This window comes from uncultured Sphingobacterium sp. (assembly GCF_964277905.1).
In the GTDB taxonomy this organism is placed as follows: Bacteria; Bacteroidota; Bacteroidia; order Sphingobacteriales; family Sphingobacteriaceae; genus Sphingobacterium; species Sphingobacterium siyangense.
The window spans coordinates 71,737-91,493 of sequence record NZ_CAXYKD010000024.1 but is presented as its reverse complement, the minus strand read 5'-3'; the positions used below and the strand labels follow the sequence as shown (position 1 = coordinate 91,493).

Annotated in this window: 11 protein-coding genes; 9 read left to right on the top strand and 2 right to left on the bottom strand. The window is 40.2% G+C overall.

The genetic code is table 11. From position 1 onward, the window contains the following. The first annotated feature begins 5 nt into the window (after positions 1–5). Genes ACHWSC_RS10360 through ACHWSC_RS10350 form a run of 3 tightly spaced genes read left to right on the top strand, consistent with a single transcriptional unit; the run spans position 6 to position 7,584 of the window. Entirely contained in the window at positions 6–2,876 is a 2,871-nt protein-coding gene (locus ACHWSC_RS10360) for a tetratricopeptide repeat protein (RefSeq protein ID WP_394676700.1), read from the top strand. A 20-nt stretch (positions 2,877–2,896) separates the two neighbouring features. Continuing rightward, positions 2,897–5,305: an aminotransferase class V-fold PLP-dependent enzyme gene (locus tag ACHWSC_RS10355; RefSeq protein WP_394676699.1), complete on the top strand. Its 2,409-nt coding sequence runs from the start codon at positions 2,897–2,899 to the stop codon at positions 5,303–5,305. 11 nt (positions 5,306–5,316) lie between these two features. Further along, on the top strand, positions 5,317–7,584 hold the full coding sequence (locus ACHWSC_RS10350) for a DUF4838 domain-containing protein (RefSeq protein ID WP_394676698.1): 2,268 nt from the start codon (positions 5,317–5,319) through the stop codon (positions 7,582–7,584). Positions 7,585–8,460: 876 nt separating this feature from the next. On the opposite strand, the gene ACHWSC_RS10345 is transcribed toward ACHWSC_RS10350, so the two are convergent. After that, the gene (locus ACHWSC_RS10345; protein ID WP_394676697.1) at positions 8,461–10,416 is read right to left on the bottom strand and encodes a hypothetical protein; all 1,956 of its coding nucleotides are present in this window, start codon (positions 10,414–10,416) and stop codon (positions 8,461–8,463) included. A gap of 43 nt (positions 10,417–10,459) precedes the next feature. Next, positions 10,460–10,606 (bottom strand): hypothetical protein, encoded by a 147-nt coding sequence (locus tag ACHWSC_RS10340; protein ID WP_394676696.1) that lies wholly within the window; start codon positions 10,604–10,606, stop codon positions 10,460–10,462. A gap of 1,221 nt (positions 10,607–11,827) precedes the next feature. Here ACHWSC_RS10340 and ACHWSC_RS10335 point away from each other — a divergent pair. From ACHWSC_RS10335 to ACHWSC_RS10310, 6 genes are all read left to right on the top strand, one after another. Then, positions 11,828–12,658: a helix-turn-helix domain-containing protein gene (locus ACHWSC_RS10335; protein ID WP_394676695.1), complete on the top strand. Its 831-nt coding sequence runs from the start codon at positions 11,828–11,830 to the stop codon at positions 12,656–12,658. A gap of 247 nt (positions 12,659–12,905) precedes the next feature. After that, positions 12,906–15,149 carry an LruC domain-containing protein gene (locus ACHWSC_RS10330; protein ID WP_394676694.1) on the top strand — a complete coding sequence of 748 codons (2,244 nt, stop codon included), beginning with the start codon at positions 12,906–12,908 and terminating at the stop codon, positions 15,147–15,149. 118 nt (positions 15,150–15,267) lie between these two features. Beyond that, positions 15,268–15,633 (top strand): PleD family two-component system response regulator, encoded by a 366-nt coding sequence (locus ACHWSC_RS10325; protein WP_394676693.1) that lies wholly within the window; start codon positions 15,268–15,270, stop codon positions 15,631–15,633. Then, complete coding sequence (locus ACHWSC_RS10320; RefSeq protein ID WP_394676692.1) at positions 15,633–16,829, top strand: sugar transferase; 1,197 nt, start codon at positions 15,633–15,635, stop codon at positions 16,827–16,829. Before ACHWSC_RS10325 ends, ACHWSC_RS10320 begins: the two co-directional genes overlap by 1 nt. Before the next feature lie 20 nt (positions 16,830–16,849). Then, positions 16,850–17,590 carry a TolC family protein gene (locus ACHWSC_RS10315; RefSeq protein WP_394676691.1) on the top strand — a complete coding sequence of 247 codons (741 nt, stop codon included), beginning with the start codon at positions 16,850–16,852 and terminating at the stop codon, positions 17,588–17,590. Positions 17,591–17,594: 4 nt separating this feature from the next. Next, complete coding sequence (locus tag ACHWSC_RS10310) at positions 17,595–19,751, top strand: hypothetical protein (RefSeq protein ID WP_394676690.1); 2,157 nt, start codon at positions 17,595–17,597, stop codon at positions 19,749–19,751. Positions 19,752–19,757 lie beyond the last annotated feature (6 nt).

The window sequence follows — 19,757 nt, the reverse complement described above, 5'->3', positions numbered from 1 at the left end:
CTATTATGAATTTCCGTTATACTATTTTTATTCTCTTCCTGTTATCTACACCTGTCCTGCAAGCGCAGACCTGGAATTCCGTGCGTGCCGAAAAATTGTACCAGCAGGCTTTGGTAGACATCAAATCTGCTCAACAGCAGAAAGCTTTGAAGTCATTGGAGGAGGCCATAAAGCTGAATCCAGCCCATATCGATGCGCAGGTGCAACTTGCCCGAATCTATATGGCGCAGAAACAATATGATCAGTCGATCCGTACTGCACAACTGGTACTGCGTGCTTCGCCCCAATATGAAGATGTTTATTATTATATTATAGGTTCTTATTTATCAAAAAATCGGCCTGCTGAAGCTTTGCGGTACGTCGAAATGGGATTGGCGCGTTTTGCTACCAATAAAGATTTCGGGATCAAAAAGCTTAATATATTGGATATGCTCAAACGCTATCAGGATGGAGATTCTTGGGCGCAGGTTCTGATCCGGCGCTTTCCGACCGATGGGAGCGTAAGACTCGCTATGGCCGGTCATTATGAAGCAAAAGCCGATTGGTATAAAGGAAATAAAATGGATAATCTCGCCAATTCTTATTATGAAAAGGCGCTCGAACTCGCGCCGAAAAATACAGATCTCATCGAAAAAATGAACAATCTCGTCTCTCAAGGCGGTGATTATGATGCACGAATTGCCAAGGCAAATGCGATATTGAACAACGATAGTAAATCTTACAATGCGTTATTCCAAAAGCTCAGTCTGCTACAGGAATCACATCGTTATGCAGAGGCATTAGAAGTGTTACGCCTGATTTTACGTTATTATCCAAAAGATAAAAAGGCCCTTGACCTAAACAATAGTTTACGGAAAGAAGCAGCCGGATATTATCAGAACACAGATACTTATGCTCTTTATCAGTCGATTTTGGATCAGAATCCAGGCGATCGGGAAGCCTTGGAAAAGGTGGTAGGCATTGCCGCTTCTCGGGGGGAGACGACGCAGGCACTATATTGGGTAGACCGTGCCTTACAGCGAAATGCAGCCGATCGTGTACTACTGCGCAGAAAAATGGATTTTGAATATCAGCTACATCGCTATCAGACAGCGGCAGATATTGCTGTTAAGCTCTATGGGAGCAACGGTGATAAAGCTTTCCGATCAGAAGCATTGCAAATGATCAATGCCTGTGGGAGTTATTATTTGCAACAGCAACAAACCGACAGCGCCATCGTTTACTACGATCGTACGCTTCACTTAGATCCGAGCAATATGCCAGCCCTGCAAGGGCGTATTTCCGCTCTTATCCTGCAAAACAATTTATCCTCGGCCCTTCGGGAATTGGAGCAGGCGATCAGTTATTATCCAAATGATATCGATTTGCAGTTAAAAAAGGCGGGTTTCCTGGCACAATCGGGCAAAATACAGCAGGCTGTAGCTTTAAGCGAAAAACTTTACGCCAGTTATCCGGGAAATCCCAAAATTAAATCGCTTTATTTAGAGCAAAAGCTTGCCGCAGCCAATGCCTGTATACTGGTGGAAGAGTACGGAGAAGCGGAAACGCATCTTCGTCAATTACTCATTGAAGACAACGATAATAAAGAAGCCCTACACTACCTTTCTAATATTCTTGACCTCAGAAGACGCTATCCGGAAGCTTTGCTCGTTGTTCAGCAGGCCCTGCAAAGTTATCCGGGTGACCGCGAATTTCTTCAGAAGAATGCTTCAATCCTTCATAATAGTGCGCAGTATATGGCAGCTGTTCAGGTCGCCACTATGCTGCGGACAGAATATCCGTACAATCAAAAGTACCGTACAATGGTACAGGATGCATGGATGTCGGCGGGATTGGCTTTTCAAAAAAAAGGATTAGCCGATAGCGCAATCTTTTGTTTTGATCGCGTGCTCAAGGACAATCGAACAGATTCGCTAGCCTATAGTAATAAAATAAACCTTCTAATGGCAAAAGGAGACTTTGAATATGCCCTGCAGAGTGTGGATACGGCATTGCAGCATTTTGAGTATGCCGAACCTTTTCTCCTAAAGAAAGTAATCGTACTTGACAGTTTGGGGCGGTTTGTTGAAGCGGCACATTATGCCGATACGCTATCCAAGCGCTTCGATCTACGGAAGCACAGGGAATATGCAGCTCTTTTGCGAAGTAAAACCATGCAGAACGCTTTTGGAATTTCTTTGCTGAATAGCTCCTTTTCAGGTGTTGATGATAATCCAGCGCCACCTGCATACCGTATTGCGACACTGTATTACACCCGTCGTTTGTCGCCAAAAATAAGCTATGGCGCACAGCTGTTATTCACAGGAAGGCAATCAGGTACGGGCATTATGGGAGAAGGGGACCTGACGTATACGGCGAATAAATTGCTTTACTGGAATGCTTCGATAGGTATATCCAATAATGTGCTGCTTCCCAAATATAGATTGGCCTATTCGCTTTATCGGCAGCTTGGGAAAGGTTTCGAAGGAGAGCTTGGGGCGCGTTTTCTGGAAGTTGTCGCGATCAAAGCGGTATCAGTGGTTGTTGGTGCGAGCAAAAGTTTTGACCCTTTTCTGCTGAATGCACGAATCTTTGCCATCAAGGAGGAAAAGGATTTCTACTTTGCTTTTCAGGCAGGCGCAAAATATGAGCTTACTGAAGCCGATTTATTGCAGGCAAATTTTGGACTTGGAACTTCACCAGACGATAGAAGCAGGCTTATTTTATTGCCTGAATTGGGGGGTGTTATGAGTCGAAGTGTGGGAGCGGGATACCGACGTACAATAAATTATCGTACATCGCTAGGTCTGAATGGTACCTACACGAGTCAAAAAATTGGTACTGCAACATTTCGTAATCAATATGATCTACTGCTCGCTTTACAGGTGAAATTTTAACTCTAGCCGATAATTGAACAATGAATGGTACAATTTTAATTTTAGGTGCCGAAGGGTACCTTGGCTGGCCGCTTGCCATGAAGTTAGCGCTGCACCATCCAGACCAAAAAATCATATTGCTGGATAATGGCTGGCGCAAAAGCACGGTTGCCAATCTTGGATTTGGCCCCTGGCTACAGATTCCGGATCTCTCAAGTCGTATCGAAGCATTTGGCCGAAAATATGGCTTATCTAATATGTGCGGTGTGCACGCTGAGGTTTGTTCGGATGAATTGGCGGAACTGATTCGTCGGGAACGGCCACATACGATTTATCATCTCGCACAGCAGTGTTCGGCGAGTTATTCGATGTTGGGATTACAACAGGCTCTTTACACCATCCGTAACAATGAAGAAGGTAATATGCGTCTGCTCTGGGCAGTACGCGAATATGTCCCGAAAGCCCATATTATTAAGCTTGGATCTTTTGGGGAATATGCCAAGGGCGGATTGCCGATAGCTGAAGGCTATTTTAAGCCGAGTTATAAAGAAGAGTTGGCGTCGACGCCTTTACCTTACCCTAGGGCGGCAAACGATATTTATCATGTTTCCAAAATAAATGACTCGAATTATGTAGCGATGGCGGCGCGTACCTGGGGGCTTCGCATCACAGAAGTGATGCAAGCAACGGTCTTTGGTCTGCTAACATCGGAAATGGATGCCTCGCCTGATCTTTTTACCCGTTTTGATTACGATCCGATATTTGGAACGGTAGCCAACCGTTTTATAGCGCAGGTAGTTTCTGGTTCACCGATGACAGTATATGGTAGCGGAAACCAGCGTACTGGGCTTATGGCGTTGAACGATGCGGTAAATTCGTTGGCCCGATTTGCTGAAGATATACCACCAATGGGTGAACATCGTGTGGTGAACCATGTTACAGAAACGCACTATTCCATTAATGAATTAGCGGAGGATATTGCTGACATCGCCAGGGGTATGGAGTTAGATCCCAAGATTTCTTTTATATCAGATCTTAGAGGGGAAAGTGCCGTCAAGAAACCTATTTACACCATTGAGACAAGTTTGCAGGGAAGTAATTTGTATCATACCAATTTCCATACCGTGATCAAAGAATCCATCAGTCTTTTACAAAAACAATATAGTACACTTCTATCGCATCATTTTTCACCTCATAGCGCCTGGAACGAACGTTCTTATGGGAAAAATCTTGATTTTGAAAGAGTGGATGCCGTCCGAAAAATAGAAGATGACGCGTATTGGGATCAGATCAGGATCAATACATTTCCTTCGGCCCGGGTGAATCTAAATCCGGGCTGTCTGTCTACTTTGCCACAGGATCGTCTCGAAACCATCAAAAGTCAGATAAACGGCAATCCACTTTCTTTATATGCTTTAGGGAGGGAAGCTTTTAATGCCATACAGGAGGAATGTACTAAATTGTGGCCGGCTATCGGTTATCGCTGTAATGTGACTTCCAGCACTTCTCAGGCCATGAATTTATTGGCATTGGTGCTTTTACGGAGGTTGCAGGAGGATGGGAAGAGGTGTTTTCAGGTCCTGACAAGTGAACATGAACATCCGGGCGGTATTGGCCCCTTTGAACATTTGCCAGAATATAAGCTCACTTATCTCCCTGACGTTGTCCTTAATGACACGGAGGAATTTAACAGATGCTTGCGCGAAAGGCAACCAGACATCGTGTTCTTATCCCATGTCTATTATCCCACAGGAAAACTGATGCAAGACAAGTGGCGCCTGAGCAATATAAAAAAGGCTGTTCCGAATGCAATTCTGATTCTTGACGTAGCACAGTCATTAGGGATTCAGCAACTTCCTTTTGGGGATGCCGATGTATTGATCGGGAGTACACATAAATGGTTGCATGGACCATTGGGTGGTGGTTTAGCTTGGTTCAAAGAAGATTTTGCAAGTTGGATCGGGGCCTTATATTGGAATAAGCAGCATCTTTTTGAAGATCCGCTAACCCATGGGTTCAGCATTCCTGGGGGGCAGGATTTCTTATTGTATGAAAGGTTGAGGCAAAGCTTAAAGCGCTATCGAGAAATTGGGCCGAAAGCGATCCTGGAGCGCAGTACCTATCTGGCAGCTTATCTGAAAAGGGAGCTTAATGGGATCTTGAGCCATGCAGGCATTACGCACTGTTTTATGGGAGATGATGTATCTCCAGTCGTAAGTCTACTGGTGTCAGATTATGATCCTTATCCGCTGTACGAGTTTTTGAGAAAGAAAGACATCCATATTAAATGCATTAAGCACTGTAGAGTAGAAGCGAAGGTTGGACATGTACTGCGTTTTGGTATACCTTATTATGAAAATATGGGCCGCCTGCGCATGGTACTTGATACGATAGCTTCTTTTGTGGATTGTGCCATCATGGATAAACAAGAAGTTGACTTGGTGATCTAGTTTAATATGCAATGATGAAAGATGCAAATTATAAACTGAACCTGTTCGTTCTTGTTGGATTACTGTTCATTAGCAGCTGTATGGCACAGCAAGTGGACATCGTTCGCGATAAGAAAGCCGAAACTGAAATCGTTATTTCCTCGCATCCATCAAATTTGGAGCGAAAGGCGGCTCTGGTATTACAGGAGTATATCAAACGTATTACTGGCGAAGAGTTAGCGATATTGTCGAGCCCTTCTCAGACGAAAAAACACGTACTATTTATAGGAAATAATTTTTATCAACAGCGGATTGGAAAGAAGGTTGAGCTTGGAAGTGAAGGTTTTGAAATTATTGTTCGGGACGGACAAGTATATCTGACTGGAGGTTCAGGAAAAGGTCTATTGTATGGCGTGTATGAACTTATCGAGAAGCAATTTGGCGCTCGGAAATATGATCAAGGGCCTGCATGGGTGCCCAAGCGTTCGAGTCTGACGCTTCCTCAGGATTTCAATTTGCGTTTTGAACCAGCATTACGTTATCGGGAGTCTTACTACCCCGCTTCTGCGGATGCTGAATACCTAGATTGGCATCATTTGCATCGATTTGAGGATCTGTGGGGCTTATGGGGGCATTCATTTTTTAAAATTATACCACCGGAAGACTATTTTCAGCAGCATCCTGAATATTTCGCTTTAACAAACGGAAAGCGCAGTGCAACTCAACTCTGTCTGACAAATCCTGACGTCCAGAAAATTGCAATCAATTATTTTCGACGGGCCATTGCCGATAATCCTGATGCGGTCTATTGGTCTATAGCGCCAATGGATGGCAAAGGGTACTGCACCTGTGACCGCTGTACAAAGGTTGATCAGGAGGAGGGAGGGCCTCAAGGCACGCTAATCCGATTTGTGAATAGTATTGCGGCTCAATTTCCAGAACAGAATTTTACCACCTTAGCCTATGGTTACACCGCAGAAGCTCCCAAAATAACTCATCCATCGGCCAATGTGTATGTGCTGCTAAGCACGATAGATGCAACGCGGGAACGGGACCTTAGCGATAATCCAACAGCTGTTCCTTTTCGACGCCAGCTCAATGACTGGTCAAAGATTTCATCGAATATTTTTGTGTGGGATTATACCACTCAATTTACAGCTTATATAAATCCTTTTCCGATGTATGATCATTATCAGAGCAATATCGCTTACATGTATCAACGCGGCGTAAAAGGTGTTTTTGAACATGGGCCTGGACATACGCTAGCTGATATGTCTGCCTATGCCAGTTATATGCAGGCTAAGAGCCTATGGAATCCTGAGCTGGATCGAGCTGATGTGGAAGAGGATTTTTTGGACGGTTATTATGGTGCAGCGTCAAAGGATATTAAAATGTATCTAAAACAACTTATTGAAGCTCGAAAAACAAGTCGCTCGACGCTTGATATATACGGTAATCCCATCCTTTCGCGGCATGGATATCTGAGTTTAGAAAAGATGAAACTTTTTAAGGAACTTTTGAATAATGCGCGAAAAACTGTAGCTGGTGATCCGAGATTTTTAAGTCGTGTCAAATTGATCGCTTTAAGTCTCGAGTATGCAGAGTTGGAGCAGGCAAAGGCTTATGGCGATCATCCGCTCGGCTTTTTAAACAGGAAAGCTGATGGTCAGTGGATGGTCAAGCCCAATTGGATGAAGCGGATTGATGAATTTTTGGATCATGCGCTTCGAGGCGGAGCTATCGAATTGGCTGAAACTAGTGGTAGTCTTGAGCAATACCGGCAACAATGGCTAACACTATTAAATAAACCCTATTTGCCTTCATTGCTCCAAGGGATAGATCCTCAATTTAAACCTTCTTTTTTGGAAGATTTTCCCGCAAATGGAAAAACAACACTGAATGATGGGTTATCGGGAACAACAGATTACAGTTACAATTGGCTATTATTTGATGGTAAGGATGTGGAGATTACTTTTCCGTTTCCGAATGAAACAAAGGCTTCGGAAATTAGGCTTAATTTCCTTTTGGATCCGGCACATTATCTGTTTCTTCCAGATGGAATTGAGGTAGAATCCTCGGTAGATAATATTTCATACGTTAACGTCGGGACATATAAGATGGATACCAGTCTAATTCCCGAAGGTCCGATATGTCATCCAGTTTCATTTGGCTTAAAGCAACAAAAAGGACGTTTTTTAAAAGTGAAAATCTCTTTTCCCCAAGAGTTTCCACATTGGTTTGAAGGCTCAAAGCATCGTAACCCGCTTTTTGCGATAGATGAAATTCACGTTAGAAAATAGAAGCGGGCGGATTTAAAAATATTTGGTTAATCTTAAAAGGAATTTTTCCTAAATTTATTCAACCGATTATCTGACCTAGGAAAATCATCATGTCGTTAGGAAATATTTTTTTGTTATTGTTGCTGTATTTGCCCTGTATTATGCTTGGAGCTTTTTTTAGCTATAATTTGATTTGCTGGATCTATCTAAAGGCTAGTGTTGTTAATAGCGCAGGACAAATTTGGGAGAGGATAGCATTTTTTTGTTTATTCGCGCTCACGTTTTCGACTATGTTAATAACTACATTGTCTATCTCAGATAATGAATTGTTCATATTGTGGCCGCAGAAATTATTTTACGCATGTATTATTATAGGAATTCCTACGCTTGTGATAACGACTTTTGTCATCCTTTTTAGGTGTATAGAATCCTGGTCTGAATGCTGTTCGAGCGGCAGAAGAGTCCGATATGGTTATTTACTGTTTTTGACCATTTGGTTATTTTGTTTTTTTGTGCAAGTTATCATATACATTATGCTGATTAGGCAGATTAGCTAAATTGGATGAGTCAATGTTTAGTGTATAATGAATTAAGCTTACAGTTTGGGGGCAAAGTAAATCAGGAAATAGGTGCTTTAATGAGGTTTGTAAGGGGTTAAAAATAAATGGGGCGAACGCCTTCGCCCCATTATATCCATTAATATTATCAAGTCGAACGCAAAAAAAATGACTTGATGGCCCAAATGTAAAAAAATATTGTGAAAATTCACCGGTAAAAATTTACCATAATCGTGTAAAAATCGACGCGGTAGTTGAAGGGCTACATAGTTCATAAAAAAGACGGCTAGAATTTCTAGCCGTCTTTGTTTAGTTGCCGAAGCTTCAATTATTACTATTTTTAGTTTGCACGTACGCAGCGAACGTTTTTGAATGATGTACTTAGTACATTTGCACCTAATGCGCTTACACCGTTTAAGAGTTCTCCCGTATTGTTTGCCATATGGAATCTTGTGCCTAATGATGGAACAGGGAGTAGTGCGATTCCCCGGCCAGCATTACCATAATAACCCCATGTACCTGCGCCAACTAGGTTAAGAATGTTAGCACCCTGTTCATTTGTCCACAATGTAGTTGCTCTGCCGTAGCTATCAAGAAGATTAATACCCAAGCTTACAACCTGAAAGTTTGAAATATCAACGCTAAGATCATTCAAGCCAATATTGGCTAAACCACCATTTCCAAGCAGAGGCAATATGTTTATATTTGAAATTTCCCCATTGTAGTAGAAGCGTAGTCTGTTGGATGCGCTATTGATATCGCCAAAAGCATTAGAGCCTGAGGTGGGAGTCCCATTAGCTCCTGACGCCAGTGTATATTGACCATAATTATATGGACTTGATGGTGCCAGCGATGAATTAGGAGCCGCTGTATTGACTAGTACCGATACTGTGTTTCCTAAGAGATTGGTAATGATGTTTAAGAGACCGGTTAACCCTGTGGCATCAACAACTTGACCTAAGCCTCCCAGCGCTCCTGTAAGAGAATTCAACTCGATGTCTCCACGAACCATATTGGCAAAATCTGCCTTTGCAGGTTGCTTCCAAAGTCCCGCTGGATAAACCAAAGCACAAGGATCTCCATTATTTGTCGTAGTTGTCGCAAATTGCCCTGGAACAATACTTCCGAAAGCAAAATAGCCGTTTGCTCTAGCGGTCAGCTGATTGTTTGCGTAGAAAGCATAATTGCGGCCATTTCCATTATTGCCTCTGTAAAACAAATTCGAACGTCCCCATTTCACTGTATGGTTACCGTAGTTGGTGATTAATGGGGATTCCACAACGTTTAGCAATAGGCGATGACTATTACCCAATTGTGGTGTAACGGAAAATCCGAAATTGGACGCTGTTGAAAAATAGGTGCGCGCTAAGCTTCCGTCAACATGGCTAATATTTAGGTTTTGGACTTGAACATTAATTGCACTTTGTGCAGCCGTAGATGCGGTATAAACATAGGCAATTTTTGCATCATTGAATGCCGCATCAATATTTGTAAAGTTGGCATATGTTAACGTTGGCGTAAAACTTGCACCTGCAGTAACAGTTCCACTCTGCAATGCGATACTACCTGTTGCTAAATTTAAACCCGTTACGTTCACTGTAGGATTGCCTGTGATATTTCCAAAAACACCTTTGGTATTCAATTCAATTCCTATGCGTGAAAACTTATGACTGAATTGGATACTGATGTTTGAATTGGTTGCAAGGTTGACAGTTCCGCTAGCATAAAGGACATCTTTATTTTGCGCAAGAGCAATTGATCCATTTGTTGGTGTAAGTGCAGGTTGATTAGCATCTGATGTATTGTAAGATAGCGCGACCCATGTATACGTAGTCGCGGAATTAAGTCCTTCAATAGTACCTGCCGTTCCTGCGGTCAATTCCTTTGATGTAACTAATGTTGTTCCTGAATAGATATAAACAACATACTTTGTGCCGGATACCATATTTTCTGTGACACCAGGCGCAACATCAGCAGCTGGACCGCCGGAGCGTTTTACGCCGATCGCATCGCTAGTTATGGTTGGTAAATTGTTGTCTGTCGAAACAACCATGTCGACGTCCGAAAAGGAATGTACTTTGCTGGTCGTTGCGCTCGATTTTGTCGATCCAACTTTCACTGCGTCACCAGTATCGTTCGTCTTAATGCCACCTACAGCGAAAGTAAGTACATTACTTTTGTTTTCGACATTCTCAGTCTTGTTGTCCTTGGAACAACTTGTGATTAATGTACCGGGGATTGCTAGCATTGCCATCGCAACAACCCAGTTCGCTCTTTTAGTCAGATTAAATCTCATTTTAGTGCTTTTTCGTGTTGTTAGTAATTTTGATGATAATGCGTTAAGCGCCTTCGCCATTAGTGGTCCCGTCTGTCCCTGCTCCCCAGCCGTCGGTTTGTGGTGTGGCATCTGGTTGTGCCTGAGAACCTGCAGCAATGCCTTGCTCAAGCTCTACAACGTGCTCCTTGATGGACGGAGCTACGTACATTTTTTTTGCGTTCTTATTCATGATAATATTATTTGGATAATCCATGCTGTTACCAGCATGGGGTTTAAATTTAATGGACAATTTAACCCTCGTTTATTTGCTAGAAATACTTAAGCATATAACTGCTTGCCTTTGCGTATAGGCAATATTTTGCCGTTATCACTTAGGTATTCCTAAATTTTTTGTCTGTTTGTTGATTTTTAATTTAATTGTTAATACTTTTTTGCTATCGGCTAGTAATACTTTTCCCGAATTGAATTGTAATATTACGACTTAATATCAACTTGTGCAAAAAAAAATTGTAAACTTTTTTTTAAGCTATTTTTGATTTTGTAATAAAACAACTTTCTTCATTGTTATTATCCTATAAAATTTGTCGGTTTATTCTTGTTTAATACTTTTAAATCTCAATGTAAACCGATTGATGCTGGCTTTTTTTCTGCTATCTTGATCATTAAACAAGTCATCTTTTATTTTGTTTATCATTTTTTAAATATTTTTTATGGTATCATAGTTGTTTTATAATTAATATGTTTAAACAGTTTATTTGTTTTTGTTTTTTTTAGCTTTTATTTGGAAATTTATTTCTTAGTGTGATATTGACAATATTGTTTTTTTATTTTTTTTAAGATATAGAGTTTCCTGTTTTTTTAAGTATAAGCCGTTGTTTTTATTGAATTTCAATATATTTATTGTTTTATTGTTTTTTAAGATATGTTTTGTTTGTTTTTATTAATTTAATATTTCACGTTTTGGCGTTTTAAATGATTTCATTTTAAGAAAATTGTGTGTGCAACTAATTTTTTGATGTGTTTCGTTTTTGTGTTAAGAAGTGTTAAAAAACAAGCTTCCTAGCCTTGAATTGTAATTCGTGTAATAGTCCTATGATTTAACTAAAATATTTTTTGGCCATAAAATTTGATATCTATTTGAGTTGCGGGCATGTGTATTTCTATAATAATTGTTTTTCCAACCTATTTATATTCTTTATTTAGTAGTCCTTATGAGAATGAAAGGTATGCTTGATTGTGCTCAAAAAGTACTTGAATATCACGCTCCATAATACTCTTCCAAGTTTACTGAAGCTCTGTTAAAAAGAGGCTATAAACGCATGTATTGCTTTGGAAGTGTTTTTTTTTTGTTCGGGATTTATTTACTAAATTGCTCCATATTTCAGTGTTTTGAAAAGCTTTTCGGCCTTATATGCATTAAATAATATTTATGGAATTTGGAGTTCATCGGGTCATTGGTATAGCGCAGGAGCTCTCGGAAATTATGGGTGCAACAGCAAAAGAAAACTATGTTGTTCTTTTTGTATCAAAGGGTGGTTGTAGTTTGCAGATCAATAAACAGCTTACAGAGATCGAAGAATTCTGTTTGGTGTTAGTTCCGAGAGGTATAAAAATTGAGGCCAACCCCAATGAACGACGATCTTTTCTTATTATTTATTTTTCGGAAAGTTTTTTTGCACGTACAGAGATAGATACCACTTTTCTTCATAATTTCAAATCATTTAATAAAAACGAATATACCTACCGTGTACTGCGTGTTCCTGCAGAGTACGCAAGCTATTACGAATTTGTAAGCATGCAGCTTAAGCTTTCTAAGCAGAATTATAATTTGGCAATTTATCGAGATTTAGCGCATAATATCGTTAAGCAAATTGTGCTTCTGGCAGCGATATCTGCCGAAGACAGGCTGTCTAGCGAATTGGCGGGGCAAAGTGCTGATGTAAAGCTGGTGTCGAATTTTCAGGAGCTGATCAAAAAACATGTAAAAGAAGAAAAGCGGATCGCCTTCTATGCCGAAAAACTCAATGTCGGAAATAAAAAATTAACCTACTTAACCAAAGAAATTTTGGGAGTAACGCCAAAAGAACTTATCATTAAAGAATTGCTGCGTGTTAGTAAGAAGCTTATAGTTGAATCGTCGATGAGCATCAAACAGATTGCTTGGGAACTTGGTTATGCTGATGTTAATAACTTTAGTACTTTTTTCTTGAAAGAAACCACCTTGACGCCTACCGAGTACCGAAAAAGGTGGCAGAAATAACCCTTATAGTTAAATATCATTTTGTTAGTTATAAACTCTTTTTGTAGTTTACGATGCGTTGTTGTAGTGGAACCGCTACAAGATTTGTGATTTATACTGTAGTTGTGTATTTTATCCTATTGTCAGCTGAATTAGTTATATCTTTGCTTTAAACAGTTCGACCTTAATATTATTCGCAAAGCCAAGTATTAAAGTCTTGTGACATCTATGATGGGGCTGTTTGGTATTGATCTATTATTATTTAATTATGTATAACAGAAAAAGCTTAAATCTCTTCTTGGTAGGTCTTGCAGGGATTACGCTCTTCGGGGCAAGTTGTTCAAAAGTAAAAGATTTGTACAACGAAACCGAAAAAGGATCTGATTCGTCCGCCCTACTTCCTGGGGGAGGCAATATTTCAGCCGATTTTATGTGGAATTCAACACGTACTGTAGATTTGCGCGTTGCTGTAGACGATCAATTTAGCGGTAAATACTTTTATCGGGTTGAAATTTTTGATAATGATCCAACGTTAGCCAGTGGGGTAAATCTGCTCGCTGCGGGTCAGGCGAAATCAGGTCAGGATTTTGTTGGCAAGCTAATGATTCCGACAATTGCAAAATATATCTATTTAAGAGAGACTTCTCCGCTAGGTGTTGCAGCAGTCAGCATGATCGAAGTTGGACAACAAAATACAATCAATGTTGACGGTGCAAAACTGGGGTCAAGCAGCAAAGCGAGTGTTTTACGTGCTGCAGCCACGGCAAATACATTGGCTAGTAGTGGTTTAAAAGCGGCTACGGTTGAAGCGACACCAGTAGTAGTTCCTGCGGATGCAATCGCGCTATCGGGTAACTCTACAATTTCGGTCGAGTCCAATAAATCCTATGTCGTTAAGTCTGGAGTGACCTTTACAGGTAAGATCGATGCCAACAACGGTACAAGTAATGTGAAGATTTACATTCAGGGATCTTGGAAAAATACAAGCTTTGAGCTAAACCTTGGAAGCAATAATGGATTGTATATTACACAGGCGGGTTCCATTGACCTAGTGAATGTGACGCAGAATACAGTGGGTGGATTTGTCAACTATGGGTCTGCTTCACTTTCCAAAATGGAGACAAGAAATAACACGTTGTACGTTAACTATGGTACACTTACAGCTGATAAAGCGGATATCACAAATGGTAACTTTACTAACTATGGTGTGGCGACAATCCAAAATCTGAGCAGTACCACAAATGGTACAGTCGTGCGCAATGAGGGTACACTTACCGTACAGAATGCTACATTGACAAATGCGACCTTGGAAGCTGTTTGTCATACGGTAATCAATTCATTGACCACTAATGGAGCGACAATTTCAGTCGCACAAGGAGCTTTATTAAGCTTAGATAAGTTAGATGCTGGTGGTACAAAAATTAATTTGGCAGCATCATCAATTTTGGATGTCAACACCCTGGCCAAATTTAACAGCCAGTCGAGCACCATGACTGGGCCAACTTCAGGTCAGGCATTGGCTCGTCTCAAAAAGGTTGATGTGAACAACCAGTGGATGGCAATTACCTACGGTGGTAACTTAGAGGTAGCTTGCTCAGATCATACAGCTAATGCACAATGGGGCACGTATTATGTGATCAATAGTCCAGCAAAATTGGTTCCTTACGACAAATCAACAGTGGTGATTGCTGGGACTTCTTGTAATGCGGGTGGTAATAATGCCTCTGGTGGCAATCCAACCGACCAAACCGTAACCGAAGTTAATTTAGGTACTTATTCTTACATCTTCGAAGATAAGTGGCCGGCTAAAGGTGACTACGACATGAATGACTGTGTGTTGGATATGAACATCACCAAATTTCAAAATACAACGAATAAAGTGACTAAGGTGGCTTTGAAAGCGAAATTGCGTTCGATAGGTGCTTCGATCCGTTTTTCAACCGCCGTACAGCTTGATGGTATCGCAACAGGAAATGTCAAAAATGTGACGTATTCGCGCAAAGATTTGGTAGGTACAGCCTTGCCTCTTGGAGCGAATGGTGCTGAATCTGGACAAACGTATGCTGTGCTTCCATTATGGGATGATGCTCATAAAGCTTTTGGTGTGTCGGATACACGTTTTATATCGACTCAAACTGGTCAATATGCACCAGTGGAGGTACTTGTAACTGTTGAGTTCAATACTCCAATAGATAACTTTACGTATGGGACATTAAATGCCTTTATTGTAAACTTCAATCAAAACCTTGCTGGCCGAAATGAAGTGCACTTGGTTGGTTATAAAGCGACCGATAAAATCAATAAAAGTTTGGTGTTAAAGGAAACAGGAAACCTGTTGTCGGCTACCGATCCATTTAAGACAAAAGCGAATGAACCTTTTGGTTTGTTAGTCCCGGTTTCTTTTATATATCCATCCGAAGGACAGGCGGTTACTGCTGCTTATCCGCTATTTGAGTCTTGGGCGACGAGCGGAGGTAGCCAAAACACAGATTGGTATCTACATAAGAAATGATAAAAATAGCAACATCTCCCTATACCAAAGTAGTCCAATAGAAAGGAGTACTTTGGTATAGGGAGATCGCCTAAATAATGCAATCCGTACGCCTAAACCATTATATTCTAAAGACGCTATGAAAAAAAAGATTCTAATAATTGATGACAAACCAGCAATTGGTCAGTTGATTACACTTTATTTAAGTGCAGATTATGACTTTCGTTTCTTTAGCAATGCGATGGACGCCTACAATTGGCTGAAGGAAGGGAACAGCGTGGATTTAATTTTATCGGATTATACCATGCCGGAGATGAATGGATACGATTTGCTGCTTATGATTAAGCAAAACGAGTTTCTGAAGAATATTCCGGTTATATTTTTGTCAGGCGAGGATAATTCCAATACGCGGATAAGTTTACTTGAAGCTGGCGCCGATGATTTTATCTTAAAACCGTTCAATCCACTTGAATTAAAACTACGTATTAAAAAAGCATTAAAATAATGCCTCAATATAGCGATTATATATACTTTGGTGATAATCTCGAAACTTTTGATTATTTTCATCAACAGGTCCAAGACATCTTGGGGGTTGACTTGAAGTTTTTTGATTCATTTGAGACCATGGATATGTATTTTCGAGAACAAGAAGGGCAATTTTTTTCTGTGGTATTCTATGAAAAAAGCAAAAGCCTTAGTAAAGATTTATCACGGTTGACAAAGCTTGTCCAACATGGAAAAGATACACTATTAATCTTAATAGGAAATGATCTTTCGCGTTTTGAGAAACAATCTTATTTTGAGGCTGGTATAACAAATACTATTAATCCGTGCCCGCATGCGGATGTTTTTGAATCGATTAGAAAATATATCAGGCTATATTTTGAAGCGACAGCGCAGATTGAAAAGTTTGAAACAGCAAACAAATCTTTTCCTCAAATAGGAATTCCGCTGGGAAAAAGATTGTTTGATATTGCAGTTTCTTCGATTTTAATCCTCTTGCTTTCACCGATATTGGCAATTGTTTATTTTGCCATTAAGTTGGAAAGTAAAGGTTCTGCAGTTTATAAGTCGAAAAGGATAGGCTCCGGATATTATATGTTTGATTTTTATAAATTCAGATCCATGTATCCGGATGCTGACAAACGTCTAAAAGAGTATATGGCGCTTAATCAGTATGTGGATGCATCATTAAATGTTAATCATAGTGCAGTGGCCACTATGATAAGCGATAGCGATGCGCAACTTTTTACAACAGATGAGCTACGTGATGTGCTTATTGATGATGAAAGTGTTGTAAAAAGTTCTTATACCGCTGGAAGACAAAAAAAAGCAGCTTTCTTTAAACTTGAGAAAGATCCACGCGTAACCAAGGTCGGGCGTATTCTCCGTAAATATAGCATTGATGAACTACCCCAGTTGTTTAATGTGCTTAAAGGCGATATGTCTATTGTGGGAAATAGACCCTTGCCACTCTATGAAGCTGAGATGCTGACGACAGACGATAGTATCGAGCGATTTATGGCTCCGGCAGGTATAACCGGCCTATGGCAGGTAGAAAAACGGGGCGATAATGGAAGTATGTCCGATCAGGAAAGAATAAAACTGGATATTGACTATGCACAGCATTATTCGGTTTGGATGGATTTGAAGATATTATATAAAACGTTTTCCGCATTCATCCAAAAGGCGGATGTTTAATAACATAAATATTTATTTCGATGAACTTATTGCTTAAACGGGCTTTTTTGCTGTTTTATTTAGTAACAGTAGGTCTATTGCTAAAAGCACAATCTGTAATGGATCCAACGGATATGGTTGATTTTACAAAGCTGAAATTGCCGCCCTTGGAAACCCTCTATCAGAATGCCAAACAAAGTCCTGGAGTGGAAATGTATGAGGCAAAAATGGAGGCTCAGGCCAATCAATTGATAACCGAAAAGAGAAGTTGGTTAAAATATTTCAGGGTTGGTGGATCTTGGCAGTATGGCAATATCGCGATCAATTCTGCGTTCACGAATGAATATACACCTCTTTTCTATCAGTCTTCCGGCGTAACCCAAAGTTCCTACTATGGAACTGCCGGAGTGAATATTCCTTTGGATGATCTCTTCGACCGAGGCAATAAAATCAAACGTCAGAAGATGGAACAACGGTTTACGCAGCTGGAATTGGACAAGTGGCTCGACGAGCAGCGGATCCGTATCGTCAACTCCTATACGAAAGTAAAAACAGCTCTTTCTACACTCAAGAAAAAAATTGAAGATTACAATATCGCCCTAGCTAATTACAAAATGACTGAAAATGAGTTTAAGTCGGGCAATGCAAATATTAGCGATCTTAATACAGCAAAGAAGTTGGAGACAGAGGCTTATGAAATTCTGAAAACCAACGAATCTATTATTACCAATGAAATCCTTACCTTAGAGATCCTGAGTAAGACAAAAATTATAAGCCAATAGTATCATGAATATTTTCCATTATATCTTTCGGGCCATTTTCAGAATTAAGTGGTGGTTGTTGATTTTGCCGCTAGGTTTTGCCTTGCTGGCAATCTACCTGACGCGTCAAATGGACCGGCAATATAAAACCGATATTACGATCTATACAGGTGTTATTTCAAGTTATGGAAGTGATCCCGGCGAATCGAATGCTTCGCAAGACTGGAACGTATTAAACAATTCGATTCAGAATATTATCAATACGATTAACTCGAAAGAAACGATCAAAAGGCTTTCCATGCAACTATATGCGCGCCTAATGATTCATGGTGATCCTAATAAAGATAATGTATATATTACCGCAAAACATTACAAGGAGCTTGTGGCAATTACGCCGAAAGATGTACAAAAGTTGATTGATAAAACCTCGGAAGAGAATACGGTAAAGAATCTGGAAAAATATGAGAAAGCAGACCGAAATAATTTTGTCTACGGCCTTTTCAACTGGAACCATCCTTATTTCAGCTATAATGCTCTCCGCGAAAACATTAAAATCAATAGGGTAGACAATAGCGATATTTTACAGATCAACTATCAGGCAAACGATCCAGGGGTTGCTTTTCAGACATTGGATATTTTGAGTAAAGTTTTTGCGATCGAATATACCAATTTGCAATTTGGCAGTACCAACAATGTCATCCGGTATTTTGAGGCTGAGCTTGAACGTATAGGACGGGAACTTCGCGGACAGGAAGATTCGCTGACTATGTATAACGTTGAAAACCGGGTGATCAATTATGACAAACAGACAGAGGCAATTGCGTTATTGGATAAAGAGTATGAACTAAGGCACCAGGATGTGTTATTTGTGTATAATAGTGCGCAAGCAGCTATAAAACAACTGGAGTCGGGGATGGATGCCAATATGCGTGCGATCAAAAATAATACAGAGTTTTTGGCACGTATGAATCAGATTGCAGACATCAACTATAATATTTCAAAGATAAGGACGTTGAGTGTAGATTCTCTTAATCAAAAACAGGGCGGAGCAGATCTTGACGTTTTGTCGCATGAGCTGGATCAAAAGGAGAAGGGATTCCGTTCATTTATGGATCAATATACATCAGAAAAATATACCAAAAATGGCTATCCAAATGCAAATTATGTAAAGCAATGGGTAGAAGAGCTATTACGTTTTAAGCGTTCGGAGGCAGAACTTAATGTCGCCCGTGATTTTAAGCAGGAATTGGATCATAAGTATACACAATATTCGCCTATTGGTTCTGTCTTAAAGCGTAAGGAACGTGGTATATCCTTTACAGAGCAGTCTTATTTGTCGATCTTGTCCAGTCTAAATGCAGCCCGCTTAAGATTGAAGAGCCTGGAAATGAACTCAGCAACACTAAAGGTGATTAACCCGGCAAGCTTTCCGTTAAATGCTCTTCCCCATAGCAGGAAATTGATCGTATTTGCTGTCTTTTTTGGGACTGTGGCATTTATACTTGGTATTTTGCTTATTATTGAACTTTTTGATCGTACGTTAAGGGATAAAACGCGAACCGAACGGATTACAAAAGGAAAAGTGATTGCGGCATTGCCCAAACTTGGTAAAAGCGGTGCCAAACAGACTAAAATTGAAGAAAGGGCGATCCACGTTTTGGCTAATAGATTATATGGTTTTTACAACAATTCAAATCCTATAAATTTTATCAATATTGTCAAGTTCTCTTCTACACTTGATTTGGGGACACTAACAGATATTTTAACAACCTATTGGCAGGGATTGGGTATTAATGTACTAGCATACAAAGAAGGAACTAATTTTAGTGCAGAATCGAGGGAATATTTAGTGGACGATGCGTGGACGGAAAAACTGGGTAATTATGATATTTCATTAGTCAAGCATGGCTCTATGGCATTACGTCCTATCCCTTCTATATTTCTAGAGCGGGGGATGGCTACATTATTGGTATTAAGGGCTGACTCGGTATGGAAAACAGAAGATGAGTTGATGTTTGCAGATCTATTGCAGCGTTCGGCCGGTAAACCAATTGTCATCTGTCTAATGAATGCTGAAAAATATGTTGTGGAAGAGTTCACAGGTATGTTGCCTCCGTTTACTTTTTTGAGGCGTCTGGAATATCAATTGGGTAATTTTGGTCTGACATCGTTGGGGAAATAGCGGGAT

Excerpts from the sequence above, each read along its gene's own strand:
- ACHWSC_RS10360 (WP_394676700.1), top strand. The coding sequence starts at position 6 with ATGAATTTCCGTTATACTATTTTTATTCTCTTCCTGTTATCTACACCT.
- ACHWSC_RS10355 (WP_394676699.1), top strand. The coding sequence starts at position 2,897 with ATGAATGGTACAATTTTAATTTTAGGTGCCGAAGGGTACCTTGGCTGG.
- ACHWSC_RS10350 (WP_394676698.1), top strand. The coding sequence starts at position 5,317 with ATGATGAAAGATGCAAATTATAAACTGAACCTGTTCGTTCTTGTTGGA.
- ACHWSC_RS10345 (WP_394676697.1), bottom strand. The coding sequence starts at position 10,416 with ATGAGATTTAATCTGACTAAAAGAGCGAACTGGGTTGTTGCGATGGCA.
- ACHWSC_RS10340 (WP_394676696.1), bottom strand. The coding sequence starts at position 10,606 with ATGTACGTAGCTCCGTCCATCAAGGAGCACGTTGTAGAGCTTGAGCAA.
- ACHWSC_RS10335 (WP_394676695.1), top strand. The coding sequence starts at position 11,828 with ATGGAATTTGGAGTTCATCGGGTCATTGGTATAGCGCAGGAGCTCTCG.
- ACHWSC_RS10330 (WP_394676694.1), top strand. The coding sequence starts at position 12,906 with ATGTATAACAGAAAAAGCTTAAATCTCTTCTTGGTAGGTCTTGCAGGG.
- ACHWSC_RS10325 (WP_394676693.1), top strand. The coding sequence starts at position 15,268 with ATGAAAAAAAAGATTCTAATAATTGATGACAAACCAGCAATTGGTCAG.
- ACHWSC_RS10320 (WP_394676692.1), top strand. The coding sequence starts at position 15,633 with ATGCCTCAATATAGCGATTATATATACTTTGGTGATAATCTCGAAACT.
- ACHWSC_RS10315 (WP_394676691.1), top strand. The coding sequence starts at position 16,850 with ATGAACTTATTGCTTAAACGGGCTTTTTTGCTGTTTTATTTAGTAACA.
- ACHWSC_RS10310 (WP_394676690.1), top strand. The coding sequence starts at position 17,595 with ATGAATATTTTCCATTATATCTTTCGGGCCATTTTCAGAATTAAGTGG.